This is a genomic window from Mycobacterium sp. NGS22, assembly GCF_059813095.1.
The window spans coordinates 16513-32578 of record NZ_JCALDY010000026.1 but is presented as its reverse complement, the minus strand read 5'-3'; the positions used below and the strand labels follow the sequence as shown (position 1 = coordinate 32578).

Below are 16066 nucleotides of genomic sequence, written 5' to 3'. Positions count from 1 at the left end.
CGCGGGAACCCTACCGACTGGGACCGCCCCACAGCGCGTTCAGCCACAGCTGTTCCAGCACCCGCACCCGACGTTCCACATCGTCGTCCCGGCCGACGAGTATGGGGTCCCCGGTGAGCATCAACGCGGTGGTCCCCGCCAGGGTACGAATCAAGATCGGCAGGTCGTCGCTGATCGGTTGCGCTGTCCCGGCTTTGACCTCGGCATCGACGATGTTCACGATCTGGCCCAACAGCGTTTCGAACTGCTTGTCCAGAATTTCGCGGATCTCGACGTCGGTTTGACGGGCCGCGTTGCACGCGGTCATCACCGGATCGTTGTTCGCGTAGACCACCGCTGCGCTGCCGACCATTCGCTTGGCGAATTGTTCCGGCGACTCACCGGGCTGGCGGGGCGCGAAATACTGGGTGAGTTCCTCGAGTTCTTCGGCGGCCTCGGCCAGGATCTGCGCGAGCACCGAATACTTCGAGTCGAAGTAGAAGTAGAAGCCGGAGCGGGCCACACCCGCTCGCAGGCTGATGGTGCTGACCGACAACTCAGCGAACGGCCGCTCCTGCAGGAGCTCACGGACCGCCTGCATGATCGCCACGCGGTGCTTGTCACCGCGTCGCCGCAGTGGCGCGCCGTCATCCCGACTCGCTGCGTTGCTATTCACTCCCGATCACCACCTGACCATTGCACCATGCCGCCCGCAACAAAACTTGACAGCCGTCAACTTCATCCCGAGGATGGACGGTAGTGACGGCCGCCACAGCCGCGAAGGAGCGTGTCAATGACGACAATCAGCACCCCCGCTTATCTGCTCGATCAGGCGCAGCGGCGGTTGACGCCGTCGTTCAACAATTTCCCGGGTATGGCCCTGGTCGAGCGCAAGCTGCGAGACGTCCAATTCCCCGAGACGCGGCTCGCCGATCCCCCGCCGGACAGTGGCCTCAAGCCGGTCGTCGGCGACCGCGGGCTGCCGATCCTGGGGCACATGATCGAAATGCTCCGCGGTGGCCCGGACTACTTGATGTTCCTCTACGAGAACAAGGGGCCGGTGGTCTTCGCGGACTCGCCGGTGATGCCGTTCGTCGTGGCGCTGGGTCCCGATGCCGCGCAGACCATCTACTCCAACCGCAACAAGGACTATTCGCAGCAGGGCTGGACGCCGGTGATCGGCCCGTTCTTCCGCCGCGGACTGATGTTGCTCGACTTCGAAGAGCACATGTTCCACCGGCGGATCATGCAGGAGGCGTTCATCCGGTCCCGGCTGGTCGGCTACGTCGAACATATCGACCAGGTGGTGTCGAAGGTCGTCAGCAACGACTGGGTGACCAACGACCCCCGGTTCCTGCTCTATCCGGCGATGAAGGAACTGACCCTGGATATCGCATCCATGGTCTTCATGGGTCACGAGCCGGGTAGCGACCGCGAGCTGGTCACCAAGGTGAACAAGGCGTTCACCACGACGACCCGCGCCGGCAACGCCGTCATCCGGGCCGGGGTACCGCCGTTCACGTGGTGGCGGGGGCTCAAAGCCCGCGAGTTGCTGGAGAACTATTTCGAGGAGCGGGTTAAGGAGCGTCGCGGCAAAGATGGCAACGACCTGCTGACCGTGCTGTGTCAGACCGAGGACGAGGACGGCAACAAGTTCTCCGACGAGGATGTCGTCAACCACATGATCTTTTTGATGATGGCCGCCCACGACACGTCGACGTCCACGGCCACCACGATGATCTACTACCTGGCCGCCAACCCCGAATGGCAGCAGCGTTGCCGCGACGAATCCGACCGACTCGGCGACGGTCCGTTGGACATCGAATCGTTGGAGAAGCTGGAGTCGTTGGACCTGGTGCTCAACGAATCGATCCGGTTGGTGACGCCCGTGCAGTGGGCGATGCGCCGCACGGTCCGCGACACCGAGCTGGTGGGTCACTATCTACCCAAGGGCACCAACGTCACGGCGTTCCCGGGGATGAATCACCGGTTGCCCGAATTCTGGACGGACCCGATGAAGTTCGACCCGGAGCGTTTCACCGAGCCCCGCAACGAGCACAAGCGGCACCGGTATGCGTTCACCCCGTTCGGCGGCGGCGCGCACAAATGCATCGGGATGGTGTTCGGCCAGCTCGAGGTCAAGACGATCCTGCACCGGCTGTTGCGACGCTACCGCCTGGAACTCCCGTACCCGGGTTACCAGCCGCGCTGGGACTACGGCGGCATGCCCGTCCCGATGGACGGCATGCACATCGTGTTGCGTCCGTTGTAAGTCCGCCTGACACCGTCAGGCCAGCAACCGGTTGGCGCAGGCGATCACCGCCCGTAGCGCCGACTGTGTCGGATCATCCGCCCAGCCCATGGCCCACTCGGCGCCGACGCCGTCGGTGCCGCGGACGAACGTCATGGTGCGACCGGCCGCATGCATCTGGTGAAACTTCTGGATTTCCAACAAGATTCCGCGCTCGTGCAGCATCGCGGTGAGCGCCGCGATGGGCCCGCTCGCCGATGCGGTCAACGCGCCGATGCGATCGCCGAAGGCGAGCACCGCACGGAAATTCCGGGCCTGTGGACCCAGCCGGGTGGCTGGCCGCTGGGGGTCTGTACATGCCCAACGACCCAGCCGCAGCGGCCCGTTGGCTCGGCCGTAGGTCGCGACGAACCCTTCCCAGGTCATCGCGGCGGCCGGGGTGCGCAGGCCCTGCGGCAGCTCGACGCCGAACTGGCGTCCGAACCAGACGTCGGCGGTGCAGTCGAAGTCGTGCGGGGAAAGGGTCATGGTGCCGGTCTTCTCTGGCTCGAAGGAGCGACCGACGGTAATAGCTTCCGACCCACAGCGGGGGGTCGGTCTGGATCAGACCCCGCTGCGGGTGCTGGCTACTACGGCACGATCGAGAAGACGCACGATCGGAGACGTTAGACCGCAGCTGTCGTCAGGCGCAAGTGCATTTCCTGTGCAATATCGCGAAACGGCTAGCCCCGTTCAATCGCGGCGATAACATCACGACACTGTTCGCAACCCAACCGCGTTCAGGTGCGAGGAAGGCGAGTCCGAATGAAAGCGAAGAGCAAGACTTTCAAAACCGTCGCTGCGATCATCTTTGCCGCATTCGCGTTGTTCTCCGTGGGTTGCGGTAGCACACTTCGTGACACCCCACTTCCGGATGTAGGCATAGAACATCCGCAGTGAGCGGTTGGCGGTATGGCCGGCATCCCGCAACGGGTAGTGGCCCTGCCCACCGCGTGACGCGCCTCAGCAGGTCAGCAACATGCATCCTGCGACCGGGCCGCCGCCCACCGATACCACGCCGACCTCGGGGCGTTGCGAAACCTGGCGCTCGCCGGCGTCACCGCGCAGTTGCAGGCATCCTTCGTGCAACGCCCAATAGCCGTGCATGCGACCGGCCGACAGCTGCCCGCCGTAGGTGTTCAGCGGCAGCTGCCCGTCACGCGCGATGCGAACGCCGCCTTCCACGAACGGGCCGGCCTCCCCGTCACCGCATAACCCGATGGCCTCCAGCCAGGCGAGCGTGAGATAGGTGAACCCGTCGTACAACTCGGCGACCTGAATGTCGTTCGGCGTCAACTCCGTTCGCGACCACATCTGCGCGGTGGCGTCCGACATCGCCATCTTCGGATAGTCATCGCGGTGGAACCATCCGCCGGCACCGTTGGAACCGCCGATCGCCTCGACCCGCACGGCACGGTGCGGGCAGTCGTCGGCGTAATCCGCGTGCGAAACCACCACTGCAATCGAGCCGTCAATGGGCACATCGCAATCGAGCAATCCGAACGGTGTGGACACCAACCGCGCACCCAGGTAATCGGACATCGTCATCGGGTCCCGGTAGACCGCGCGGGGATTCAATGCGGCGTTGCGCCGGCCGTTGAGGGCGATCCAGCCTAGTTGTTCCTTGGTGGTCCCGTACAGGTCCATATGCCGACGGCAATGCAGGGCCAACCAGTTCGCAGCCGAATAGGCATGCGCCGCAATCAGATCGTTGATGTCGTCCATCGCGCCGACCGCGGGACGCTCTTCACCCTCGGGGGTGGAGAACATCCGCGCGAGCGGCGGGGCGGGCGCGTTCTTGTCCTGGGGCAGCACGGTGCCGCCGAGCATCTGGATGGTCCGGTAGACCACCACATGCCGTGCCCGTCGTTCGGCGACCGCCCGGCACGCCGACATGACCGGACTCAGCAACCCGCCGGTGCCGAAACCGCTGCCACAGTCGCTCGCATCGATCCGCAGCGCGGCGTTGACCTCCCCCGCCGGGGTGTCACCCAAGGTGGCGATTCCGTCGACATCGGCCGGCGCCAATCCCGCGTCGTCGATGGCGGCGCGGACCGCCTCCATGGTGAGATCCCGTCCCGGGATGCCGGTTCGACGACCGATCCGGGAGATGCCGACGCCGGACAGGACCGCATCTTTTTCGAAGAACTCCACTTGCACCGTCCGTAGCATCTACGCGCCGCACACGTCTAAGAAGGGATCCGGTAGAGCGTACTGTATTGGTCGTGACAACCGAGTCGGCCACCTCCCCACTGCTCGTGGAGCATTGCGACACGTGCGCGCGGTGGGTGCACCCCGCCACCGGTACCTGCCGCGATTGCGCAGCCGAATTGACGGCCAAGCCGGTCTCGGGACGTGGGACGGTGTTCACCTACACGGTCAACCACCACCCGTACAACCCGGAGATCCCCACGCCGTACGTCATCGCGCTGGTCGAACTCAGCGAACAGAGCGGACTGCGTGTCGCAGCCAATATCGTTGACTGCGAGCCGGATTCGGTGACCTGCGGAATGCCCGTCCAGCTTCGGCCGGAGAAGGGTTCCAGCGGAGCACCGCTGTTCGCGCCCGCCTGAGCCCGAGGCGCGAGCAGACGCAAAAGCCCCCGTTTCGGCACGAAAACGGGGGCTTTTGCGTCTGCTCGGCCGGAGCCTAGTTGATCAGCGGGTCGCGGGGCATGCCCAGGATCCGCTCGGCGATCTGGTTGCGGGTCACCTCCGAGGTGCCGCCGGCGATCGCCATGCCGCGTGCACCCATCACCATCCGGCCGGCCAGCGCGCCCGCGCCGTCCAGCAGCACGGTCTCGGGGCCGGCCAATGTCGTGGAGATGGCCGCACCCTCGATCATGTGATCGGCCAACTTCAGCTTGGTGACATTGCCTTCGGGTCCCGGCCCCGCGCCTTCCACGCTGCGGGCGGCGCGACGCAGATTCAGCAACCGCAAGGCATTCTCCTCGGCCAGGTAGCGACCCACGCGAAGAACTATGCCTGCCAACTCATCTGAGCGCTGCCGAGCAAGCTTCACCAACTCCGGCGCCAACGCCTCGTAGAACGAGCCGCTGCCGCCGATGCTGACGCGTTCGTTGCCCAGCGTCGCGCGCGCGACGGTCCAACCGGAGTTGGGCGCCCCGACCACATCCTCGTCGGGCACGAACAGGTCGTTGAAGAACACCTCGTTGAAGTCCGAACCGCCGGTGATCTGGCGCAGCGGCCGCACCTCGACCTCGGGGGCATTCATGTCGACGATCACCGCGGTGATGCCGGCGTGCTTGGGAGCCTCGGGATCGGTGCGCACGGTTGCCAGACCACGTGCGCAATAGTGGGCCCCGCTGGTCCACACCTTCTGGCCGTTGATCTTCCAGCCACCATCCACGCGGGTGGCCCGGGTCTTGACGGCCGCAGCGTCAGAACCGGCGTCCGGCTCGGAGAACAACTGGCACCAGATCTCGTCCTTGCGTAGCGCCTTCTCGACGAATCTCTCGATCTGCCAATCGGTTCCGTGCTGAATCAGCGTCAGGATGACCCAACCGGTGATGCCGTAGTCGGGGCGTTTGATACCGGCGGCGCGGAACTCCTCCTCGGTCACCAACTGCTCCACCGCGTCCGCGGCGCGGCCCCACGGCTTGGGCCAGTGCGGCATCACGTACCCGGTCGCGATCAGCTTGTCGCGTTGCGCCTCCTTGTCCAGGCCGGCGAGTTCGGTTGCGTCGGCACGGATTTGGGTACGCAGTTCTTCGGCCTCGGGCGGCAGGTCCAGGCTGTTGTCCCGCGCGACCCCGGCCGCCGTCAGATCGAACACATCCTGAGCCGGCCCGTCACCACCGAGCACCGCGGAAGTCACCAGCGCCCGGCGCAGATGCAGATGCGCGTCGTGCTCCCAGGTGAAGCCGATGCCGCCGTGCACCTGGATGTTGAGTTCGGCGTTGCGGGCGTAGGCGGGGAACGCCAGAGTGGCGGCGACGGCGGCGACGAGCCGGAATTGTTGCTCGTCTTCGGATTCCGCGCGCGCGGCGTCCCACACCGCTGCCAGCGCCGACTCGGCCGACACCAACATGTTCGCGCAATGATGCTTCACCGCTTGGAAAGTGGCGATGGTGCGGCCGAACTGCTTGCGCACCTTGGCATATTCCACGGCGGACTCGACGCAGTCGGTCGCCCCGCCCACTGCTTCGGCGGCCAGCAAGGTCCTGGCCCGGGCCAGCGTCGACGCCGCGGCGCCGGACAGGACGTCGTCGGCGCTCACCTTGACATTGTCGAGCCGCACGCGCCCGGACCGGCGGGTCGGGTCGAGGTTCTCCGGTACTTGCACCGACACCCCGTCGCGGTCGCGCTCCAGCACCAGGACGTCGTCACCGGCGGTGACCAGCAACAGCTCCGCCAGTCCGGCCCCCAGCACGATGCCGGCGTCGCCGTCGGCGACACCGTCGGACAACCGCACGCTGCCGCCCAATCCGATTGCCGCGGTGACACATCCGTCGAGGAGGCCGGGCAACAGTCGCGACTTCTGTTCGGCGCTACCGTCATTGGCGATCACCGCCGAGGCGATGACCGTGGGCACGAACGGACCGGGCGCCACCGCGCGGCCGAGTTCCTCGATCACCACGACGAGTTCGGGCAGGCCGTAGCCGGAACCACCGTGCTCCTCGGGGATATGCAGGCCGAGCCAACCGAGTTCGACGATGCCCTGCCAGAACGCCGGCCGTGCCTCCTCCGGCGCGTCCAGCAGCGAACGCGCAGCCGCGCGGGCCTTCTGCGAGGTGAGGAACCCGCGGGTCACCTCGGCGAGTTCGCGGTGGTCGTCGGTCAGTGCGATACCCATGCGGGCCCTCCTCGCGGCACGGCAGGAGCCCGCCCCGTCGCGGACTCCTGGAATTAGTTGAAGAGACTACTCACCGCCCGAGGAGGGCCGACGGGTCGCTACTTCGGTGCGAACCGCTGCCCGGCGTCGAGGCGCAGGCACTGTCCGTTGAGCATCGGGTTGTCGACGATGGCCGCGACCAGCTTGGCGTATTCCTCGGGTCGACCCAGTCGCTTGGGGAAGGCGGCGTCCTTGGTCAGGGCTGTCGCGAACTCGTCGGGAATGCCCTTGGTGAGGCCGGTCGCGAACAGGCTCGGCGCGATGGCCAGCACCCGGATCCCCAGCGAACCCAGGTCGCGTGCCATGGTCAGGCACATGCCCGCGATGCCCGCCTTGGCCGCGGTGTAGGCGACCTGCCCGATCTGGCCCTCGAAGGCGGCGATGGATGCGGTGTTGATGATGACTCCGCGCTCGTCGTCCTCGGGCTCGTTCTTGCTCATGTGCGCCGCGGCCAACCGACTGATGTTGAAGGTGCCGATCAGGTTGAGATCCACCACGGATTGGAAGGACTCGAGGTCGTGCGGTCCGGTCTTGGTCATGGTCCGCTTGGCGATGCCGCCACCGGCCGTGGTGACCGTGACGTGCAGGCCGCCGAGGTCGTCGACCGCGGCCTGCAGCGTCTGCTCGGTGCCGGCGAAGTCGGTGACATCGACGGGGTAGAACTTGCCGCCGATCCCCTCGGCGACCTCTTTGCCGTCCGAACCCTCGCGGTCGAACACCGCGACCTGCGCTCCCCGTTCGTGCAGCAGCTCGGCACTGGCCCGCCCCATGCCCGAAGCGCCGCCGATGACGACGACCTTCTTTCCGCTGATCTCCATCCAGACCTCCGTGTTCTCTAGGGTTGTCAGAATCCCTCGAATTTGTAACGTTACGAGGCACGCTAGCGGGTCCGTCCGCCGGGGTCTCGAGCACGGCACCGGTTCGGGCGATCAGCGACCCGAAGGCGGTCAGGAGGTCAATCGAGCCCACGGGGGCAGCGGCACGGACAACAACTCCGCTCCGCCCGGCGCGCTCAGGGCCAGCAGCGCAGTCGGAATGCGGTGCAAAGGAAGCACGAAGTCGGCGCAACCGGTGGCGATTGCGTTGGCCGGCATCCCGGGCGCCTTGGCCTCGGACGGTTCCTGAACCAGCACCCGGCCCCCGTTGGCTTTGACCGCCCGGCAGCCCTGGCTGCCGTCGGCCTGATACCCGGTCAGGATCACCGCGACCGTCGGGCCGGCGCCGGCCGCACTGGTCAACAGCGCGTCGACGGTGCCGGCCTTCGTTGCCGGCCGCAGCACCCATCGCCCGTCCGCGTCCATGCCGGCGGCGGTGGCTCCCGGCACCACGGTCACACCCGGGCGGTGGACGGGTGCCCCGTCCTTGGCGACCTGCACCGGCAAGTCTGTCTTGCGGGCGAGCACCGCCGCGAGCGGATCGTTCGTCGTTAGTTGCGGACGATGCTGCGCCGCCAGAATCGGCACCGGATACCACTTCGGCAGACCGGCCAGCACCGTGCCGAAGGCATCCATGCCGCCCAACGAGGCGGCAAGCACCACGAACGAGAACCCCGAGGTGGTGTGTCGGGTGGCGGACATACCGGAAAGCCTAGACCTTCTGTCCGCTGGCTGACATAAGTCGCGGCAACACGGGTAGTCCCCCGGGAATCCCGGGCGACAAGGAGTGAGACCAATGAGTCAAGACGGTTTCCGCCGCAACGCCATCCTGGCGCAACTGCCCGACGACGAATATGAGCGAATCGAGAAGCGGTTGCGATTCGAGCATTCGGAGATCAGACGGGAGGCCTACCGGCCGGACGAACCCATCGCCGAGATCTACTTCCCGTTGTCGTCGGTCTATTCGCTGATCGCGGTGGTCGACGGCCGAGGCGCCCTCGAGGTGGCGACCGTCGGTTACGAAGGCATGGTCGGGCTTCCGGTATTCCTGGGCGCTTCCAGCAGTCCACAATCCGCGTTCTGCCAGATCGCAGGCGACACTGCACGTCTCAGTGTTGCCGACTTCGGCCAAGTACTGGCGCGCGACGGCGCGCTGCATGCGCTGCTGAACCGCTTCACACAGGCCACCATGGTCCAGATCGCGCAGAACGTGGTCTGCAATCGCTCGCACGACACCGGAGCCCGCATGGCGCGCTGGCTGCTGACCACTCGCGACCGGGTCGCCAGCGAGAAGTTCTTCCTGACCCAGGAATTCCTCGCCCAGATGCTGGGAGTGCACCGACCCACCGTCTCCGAGACCGCGCAACGCCTCCAAGAGGCGGGGTTGATCCGTTACAGCCGCGGGTCGCTCTCCATCGAGGACCCAGAGCAACTCGGGCGAATTGCTTGTGAGTGTTACGGCATCGTCAAGGCGGAGTTCGACGCCATTACTCATTTCAACTGAGCCCAGCCGGTGCCGCCCTCTGTCGGTGCATCGTGCCAAGCTCGGCACCGTGCTCCTTCTGGACGTAGCAAGCACATCGCTCAACGTGGGCGGCACCTCGTCCCGGTTGACGAAGGTCGCCCACATCGCGGACCTGCTGCGACGGGCCGCGCCGGACGCCGAACTGGTCACCACCGTCGTGTCATGGCTGTCCGGTGAACTACGGCAGCGTCAGATCGGCGTCGGCTGGGCGTCGTTGCGCTCCCTGCCGCCGCCGGCTACGGAGCCGGTGCTGACCGTCGGCGAAGTCGATGCCACTTTCACCGAGATCGGCGCGGTGTCGGGCAAGGGGTCCCAGGCACGCCGCGCGGCGCTGATCGCCGGCTTGTTCGCCGCCGCCACCGAGACCGAACAGACCTTCCTGCTGCGACTGCTGGGCGGCGAACTGCGCCAGGGCGCGCTGGTCGGGATCATGACCGATGCCGTGGCCAAGGCGGCGGCGATGCCGGCCGCCACGGTGCAGCGGGCGGCGATGCTGGGTGGGGAGCTGGCGGCGGTCGCCGCCGCGGCGCTGAGCGGCGGCTCGTTGGAGGCGTTCACCTTGCGGGTGGGACGCCCGGTCGGGCCGATGCTGGCCCAAACCGCCACCGGCGTCGACGATGCACTCGAAAAGCACGGTGGCACAGCCATTTTCGAAGCCAAACTCGACGGTGCCCGCGTGCAGATCCACAGATCCGGAGCGACCGTCACCGTCTACACCCGCAGCCTCGACGACGTCACCGCCCGGCTGCCCGAGGTGGTCGAAGCCACCCTGGCCCTGCCGGTGAACGACCTGATCGCCGACGGGGAGGCGATCGCGCTGCGTCCGGACAACCGTCCGCACCGCTTCCAGGTCACCGCGTCACGCTTCGGGCGGTCCGTCGACGTCGAAGCGGCCCGCGCCAAGCAGCCGCTGTCGGTGTTCTTCTTCGACATCCTGCACCGCGACGGCGAGGACCTGCTCGACGCGCCGACCACCGACCGGCTGACGGCGCTGGACGCGCTGGTGCCCGCCTCGCAGCGAGTCGACCGGCTGGCCACGTCCGATCCCGCGGCCGCGACGGCGTTCCTGGAGGCGACGCTGGCCGCCGGACACGAAGGCGTGATGGCCAAGGCCCCGGGCGCGCCGTACCAGGCCGGGCGGCGCGGCGCCGGCTGGTTGAAGGTCAAACCGGTGCACACCCTCGACCTGGTGGTGCTGGCGGTGGAGTGGGGCTCGGGGCGCCGCCGCGGGAAGCTGTCCAACATCCATCTGGGCGCGCTGGACCCGACCACCGGCGGATTCGTCATGGTCGGAAAAACCTTCAAGGGCATGACCGATGCCATGTTGGACTGGCAGACAACCCGATTCACCGAGCTCGCCGTCGACGGCACCGACGGGTACGTCGTGCAACTCAGGCCCGAGCAGGTGGTCGAGATCGCTCTGGACGGGGTACAGGGGTCAACCCGCTACCCCGGTGGGGCGGCGCTGCGGTTCGCGCGGGTGCTGCGCTACCGCGACGACAAACGCCCCGACGAGGCCGACACCATCGACGCCGTCCGCGCGCTGTATTGACTACCGAGTGTGAAGATCACGACGGGACACGCCGATCGGACGTCGGTAGATTCACAGTCGCGAGACCTTCCGGGAGGAGTTCGCCGTGGCGGACCAGCAGATCAGCTACGTCCGCACCGAGCCCGGCCTACCGCCCGTCGCGATCGTTGACCGCTCCCCGATCACGTTGGGGCACAAGATCTTTTTCGGCGTCGTCGCGCTGATCGGGGCCGGAGCCTGGGCCGTCGTCGCGTTCGCGCGGGGCGAGACCGTGAACGCGGTGTGGTTGGTGGTGGCGGCGCTGTGCACCTATGTGATCGGCTACCGCTTCTACGCGCGGCTGGTCGAGATGAAGATCGTGTGCCCGCGCGACGACCATGCCACCCCGGCCGAAATCTTCGACGACGGAACAGATTACGTCCCGACCGACCGCCGCGTGGTGTTCGGACACCACTTCGCCGCGATCGCCGGCGCCGGTCCGCTGGTCGGTCCGGTGCTGGCCGCGCAGATGGGTTACCTGCCCAGCGCGATCTGGATCGTGCTGGGTGCGGTGCTGGCCGGCTGCGTGCAGGACTATCTGGTGTTGTGGATTTCCACCCGGCGCCGCGGAAGGTCGCTGGGACAGATGGTGCGCGACGAGCTGGGAGCAACCGCCGGGACGGCCGCGCTGGTCGGGGTGCCGATCATCGTCACGATCCTGATCGCGGTGCTGGCTCTGGTGGTGGTGCGAGCGCTTGCCAAGAGCCCGTGGGGTGTGTTCTCCATCGCCATGACCATCCCGATCGCCGTCTTCATGGGCTGCTACCTGCGTTTCCTGCGCCCGGGGCGAGTCGGCGAGGTGTCTGCGATCGGCGCCGGCCTGTTGCTGACGGCGGTAATAGCCGGCGATTGGGTCGCCAACACCGAGTGGGGCTCGGCATGGTTCACGCTGTCGCCGGTCACCCTGTGCTGGCTGCTGATCGGTTACGGATTCGCCGCTTCGGTGCTGCCGGTGTGGCTGCTGCTGGCCCCACGCGACTACCTGTCGACGTTCATGAAGGTCGGTACGGTCGCGTTGCTGGCGCTGGGCATCTGCATCGCCCACCCGACGATCGCCGCGCCGGCGGTCTCGCATTTCGCGACCCGCGGCAACGGTCCGGTGTTCGCCGGTTCCCTGTTTCCGTTCCTCTTCATCACCGTCGCCTGCGGAGCGCTGTCCGGCTTTCACGCGCTGATCTCCTCGGGCACCACGCCGAAGATGCTGGAGAAGGAAGGCCAGATGCGGCTCATCGGCTACGGCGGCATGATGACCGAATCCTTCGTCGCGGTGATGGCGCTGCTCACCGCGGTGATCCTGGACCAGCACCTGTATTTCACGCTCAATGCGCCCTCGGCTCAGACCCACGACACCGCCGCCGGGGCCGCGCGCTACGTCAACAGTCTCGGCCTGTCAGGCAGCCCGGCCACCGCGGCGCAGATCGACCAGGCGGCACACAGCGTCGGCGAGCAGTCCATCGTCTCGCGCACCGGCGGAGCCCCCACGCTGGCGTTCGGAATGTCGGAGATGCTGCACCGGGTGTTCGGCGGTAGCGGTCTCAAGGCGTTCTGGTACCACTTCGCGATCATGTTCGAGGCGCTGTTCATCCTGACCACTCTCGACGCCGGCACCCGCGTCGCACGCTTCATCGTTTCGGACGGTCTGGCTAATCTCGGAGGTCCGCTGCGGCGGATGCGTGATGCGAGCTGGCGTCCCGGCGCGTGGATCTGCAGCCTAGTGGTGGTCGCGGCCTGGGGCGGGATCCTGCTGCTCGGTGTCACCGACCCGCTCGGCGGCATCAACACGCTCTTTCCGCTGTTCGGTATCGCCAACCAGCTGCTCGCGGCCATCGCGCTCACGCTGATCACCGTCGTCGTCGTCAAGACGGGCCGATCGAAATGGGTGTGGATACCGGGGATTCCGCTGCTGTGGGATCTCGCCGTCACGCTGACCGCGTCCTGGCAGAAGATCTTCTCGTCCGATCCTGCCGTCGGCTACTGGACCCAGCATGCGCAGTACTCCGCCGCAAAACAGGCCGGCAAGTCGGCGTTCGGGTCGGCGTCCGATCCCCACCAGCTCGACGCCGTCATCAGGAACACCTTCATCCAGGGCACCCTGTCGATCGTCTTCGCGACCGTGGTCATAGTGATTTTCTTCGCCGGAGTCGCGGTGTCTTTCAACGCAATTCGGGGTTCCGGCAGGCCACTGAGCGAAGACGAACCGGTGAGTTCGAAGCGATTCGCACCCGCAAGCTTGATCGCGACCGCGGCAGAACGGGCCGTGCAACGGCAATGGGATGCACAGCCCGCGGCCCGTGACGCGCCGGATGCTGTGCCGAAGTAGCCGCGAGAATCCGCCGAGGCTCTAAACTCGGGCGGGATGAGAGTCGGTATCGACTTCGGAACCACGCACACCGTCGCCGCGATCGTCGACCGTGGAAATTACCCGGTCGTCGCCTTCGACGGCGTCGATACCTGGCCGTCCCTGATCGCCGCCAACACCGCCGGAGAACTGCGGTTCGGGCTGGACGCCGCGGCAGTCCGGCACGAACCCGACTGGGAAGTGCTGCGCTCGTTCAAACGGCTACTCAACGACGCGGGCCCGCAGACCCAGGTCAGCCTGGCCGGCCGCAGCTACCCGTTGGTCGAGTTGCTCACCGGTTTCCTGGCCCAGCTCAAACACGACCTGCTGCGCCGCTCCAACGCCGGCTTCGAGGGCGACGACACCGTCGAGGCCGCGATCAGCGTGCCCGCCAATGCCAGCAGCGCCCAGCGCTTCCTCACCCTGGATGCGTTCGTGGCGGCCGGTTTTCACGTCGTCGCGTTGTTGAACGAGCCGTCGGCCGCGGGTCTGGAATACGCTCACCGCTACCGCTCCAGCATCACCGCCAAACGCGAATACGTGCTCATCTACGACCTCGGCGGCGGCACCTTCGACGCCTCGCTGCTGAAGATGGCCGGCCACGTCAACGAGGTCGTCGTCAGTGAGGGCATCCAGCGACTCGGCGGTGACGACTTCGATGAGGCGATCGCGCAACTCGTCCTGGCCGGATCGAAGCTGCCACCCCTGGACGGCGCCGCCTATGAGCTGTTGCTGGAGGAGTGCGCCGCGCGCAAGGAGGCCGTCGGCCCGCAGACCCGCCGGTTCCTGGTCGACCTCGCCGTCGACGGAGTCGACCGGCCGCCGTTCTCCTGCGGGATCGACGACGTCTACGCGGCGTGTGCACCACTCGTGGCCGAGACCGCCGACCTGCTCTCGCGGGTCCTGCTCGATCCGGCCGGCGACGGCTGGGACGTGCCGTGGTCGGAGGTGGCCGGCATCTATGTGGTGGGCGGGGCGGGCAGCTTCCCTCTCGTCGCTCGCATGCTGCGTAGCAATTTCGGCGACAAACGGGTCAAGCGGTCGCCCCACCCGTTCGCGGCAACCGCGATCGGCCTCGCGGTCTTTCTGGATACCGATTCCGGTTTCGTTCTGTCCGAGCGCTTTTCGCGGCACTTCGGTGTGTTCCGGGAGGCCCGGGCCGGTGCCGACGTCGTGTTCGACCCGATCGTGCCCAAGGACGCCCCGCTTCCGGCCGACGGCCACTCGCCCTTGGTGGTCAACCGCAGCTATCGCGCGGCGCACAACATCGGGCATTTCCGGTTCGTCGAGTGCAGCCGTCTGGTCGACGGCCGTCCGGACGGCGACGTCACGCCGTATGATCCCGTCTTCTTCCCGTTCGATCCCGCGCTGCACGACCGGGACAACCTCGGGCACCAGCCGGTCGACCGCTGGAGCGACGGACCCGACGTCGAGGAGCGTTACGTCGTCGCTCCCAGCGGAGCCGTCGAGGTGACCGTCACCACCCGGCCGACCGGCTACAGGCGGACCTTCCGGCTGGAAAGGCGGGCCGCGGCCAGGCTGTGAACCCTCCCGCTGAGTCGGTACGCCGCTGGGTAGTTTCAGAAAGATGGTGGACATCGACCTGGAGGACCTTTCCACTCCCGAACACGGCTACACCGTCGACGGCGACGAGGACGACGACCCGGTACTGCTGGACCGCGACGGGAATCCGGTCAGCACCTGGCGGGAGCGCTATCCGTACGACGAGCGCATGTCACGTGACGAGTACGAGTGGCTCAAGCGACGCCTGCAGATCGAACTGCTGAAGCTGCAGAACCACAGCCGGCGAACCGGCGACCGGCACCTCATCTTGTTCGAAGGGCGGGACGCGGCCGGCAAGGGCGGCACCATCCAGCGGTTCATGGAGCATCTCAACCCGCGGACCGCCCGGGTCGTCGCGCTGGAGAAACCGAGCGAGCGGGAAAAAACCCAGTGGTACTTCCAGCGCTACGTCACCCACTTGCCGGCAGCCGGCGAAATCGTCCTGTTCGACCGGTCCTGGTACAACCGCGCCGGCGTCGAGAAGGTGATGGGCTTCTGCACCGCCGAGCAGCACGCCGAATTCATGAAGCAGGCACCGCCGTTCGAGCAGATGCTGGTCGACGACGGGATCAGCCTGACCAAGCTGTGGTTCTCGGTGTCCCCGGCCGAGCAACGCACCCGGTTCGCAATCCGGCTCGCCGACCCGGTCAAGCAGTGGAAGTTCTCGCCGATGGACATCGAAGCCGTCCGCCGATGGGAGCAGTACACCGCGGCCAAAGAGGAGATGTTCGACGCGACCGACACCGACTTCGCCCCGTGGGTGGTGGTCAAGAGCAACGACAAGAAACGCGCCCGCATCAACGCGATGCGTCATTTCCTGGCCAAGTTCGACTACGAGGACAAAGACCACGACCTGGTCGGCGAGCCCGATCCGCTGATCGTCGGCCGAGCCCTGGCGGACTAACGCGGCTGTCACGTTGCAGTCCCGTGAGGGGCCCCAAAATGTACGGCGCAGCGCCACTTTTCTGGCATTTTGCGGACTCTCGTGGAGGCGCCAGGCGGCAGACACGCACTAACGCAGAAGAATAGAATTCCCCGAATTGGGTAATAGCGTTCTCACGGAGGGAGTTCT

The 16066-nt window shown here is 66.7% G+C and carries 13 protein-coding genes; 7 read left to right on the top strand and 6 right to left on the bottom strand.

The genetic code is table 11. The annotated features are described in order from the left end of the window. Positions 1–10 precede the first annotated feature (10 nt). A complete protein-coding gene (locus AC5Y47_RS20690; RefSeq protein ID WP_499946125.1) occupies positions 11–655 on the bottom strand; it encodes a TetR/AcrR family transcriptional regulator in 645 nt (214 codons plus the stop codon). A 117-nt stretch (positions 656–772) separates the two neighbouring features. Here AC5Y47_RS20690 and AC5Y47_RS20685 point away from each other — a divergent pair, with 117 nt between their 5' ends. Beyond that, positions 773–2251: a cytochrome P450 gene (locus AC5Y47_RS20685; RefSeq protein WP_499946124.1), complete on the top strand. Its 1479-nt coding sequence runs from the start codon at positions 773–775 to the stop codon at positions 2249–2251. A gap of 15 nt (positions 2252–2266) precedes the next feature. Here the strand turns inward: AC5Y47_RS20685 and AC5Y47_RS20680 are convergent, their stop codons facing one another. Next, positions 2267–2758: a homocitrate synthase gene (locus tag AC5Y47_RS20680; RefSeq protein WP_499946123.1), complete on the bottom strand. Its 492-nt coding sequence runs from the start codon at positions 2756–2758 to the stop codon at positions 2267–2269. Positions 2759–3232: 474 nt separating this feature from the next. After that, on the bottom strand, positions 3233–4423 hold the full coding sequence (locus tag AC5Y47_RS20675) for a thiolase family protein (RefSeq protein WP_499946122.1): 1191 nt from the start codon (positions 4421–4423) through the stop codon (positions 3233–3235). A gap of 71 nt (positions 4424–4494) precedes the next feature. Here AC5Y47_RS20675 and AC5Y47_RS20670 point away from each other — a divergent pair, with 71 nt between their 5' ends. Next, complete coding sequence (locus tag AC5Y47_RS20670; protein WP_499946121.1) at positions 4495–4842, top strand: Zn-ribbon domain-containing OB-fold protein; 348 nt, start codon at positions 4495–4497, stop codon at positions 4840–4842. Between the two features lie 76 nt (positions 4843–4918). Here AC5Y47_RS20670 and AC5Y47_RS20665 read toward each other — a convergent pair whose 3' ends face one another. From AC5Y47_RS20665 to AC5Y47_RS20655, 3 genes are all read right to left on the bottom strand, one after another. Then, positions 4919–7084, bottom strand: coding sequence for an acyl-CoA dehydrogenase family protein (locus tag AC5Y47_RS20665; RefSeq protein WP_499946120.1), 2166 nt, complete (start codon positions 7082–7084; stop codon positions 4919–4921). A gap of 98 nt (positions 7085–7182) precedes the next feature. Then, entirely contained in the window at positions 7183–7941 is a 759-nt protein-coding gene (locus AC5Y47_RS20660) for an SDR family NAD(P)-dependent oxidoreductase (RefSeq protein WP_499946119.1), read from the bottom strand. Between the two features lie 129 nt (positions 7942–8070). Then, positions 8071–8700 carry a chemotaxis protein CheB gene (locus AC5Y47_RS20655; RefSeq protein WP_499946118.1) on the bottom strand — a complete coding sequence of 210 codons (630 nt, stop codon included), beginning with the start codon at positions 8698–8700 and terminating at the stop codon, positions 8071–8073. Between the two features lie 94 nt (positions 8701–8794). Here AC5Y47_RS20655 and AC5Y47_RS20650 point away from each other — a divergent pair, with 94 nt between their 5' ends. The 5 genes from AC5Y47_RS20650 (at position 8795) to ppk2 (ending at position 15898) form a co-directional block, all read left to right on the top strand. Beyond that, positions 8795–9502 carry a Crp/Fnr family transcriptional regulator gene (locus tag AC5Y47_RS20650; protein WP_499946117.1) on the top strand — a complete coding sequence of 236 codons (708 nt, stop codon included), beginning with the start codon at positions 8795–8797 and terminating at the stop codon, positions 9500–9502. 49 nt (positions 9503–9551) lie between these two features. After that, entirely contained in the window at positions 9552–11075 is a 1524-nt protein-coding gene (locus AC5Y47_RS20645) for an ATP-dependent DNA ligase (protein WP_499946116.1), read from the top strand. An 85-nt stretch (positions 11076–11160) separates the two neighbouring features. Beyond that, positions 11161–13413: a carbon starvation CstA family protein gene (locus tag AC5Y47_RS20640; RefSeq protein WP_499946115.1), complete on the top strand. Its 2253-nt coding sequence runs from the start codon at positions 11161–11163 to the stop codon at positions 13411–13413. A 36-nt stretch (positions 13414–13449) separates the two neighbouring features. Next, positions 13450–14976, top strand: a complete 1527-nt coding sequence (locus tag AC5Y47_RS20635) for an Hsp70 family protein (protein WP_499946114.1) — start codon at positions 13450–13452, stop codon at positions 14974–14976. A 43-nt stretch (positions 14977–15019) separates the two neighbouring features. Beyond that, entirely contained in the window at positions 15020–15898 is an 879-nt protein-coding gene (gene ppk2, locus AC5Y47_RS20630) for a polyphosphate kinase 2 (protein ID WP_499946113.1), read from the top strand. Positions 15899–16066: the final 168 nt, after the last annotated feature.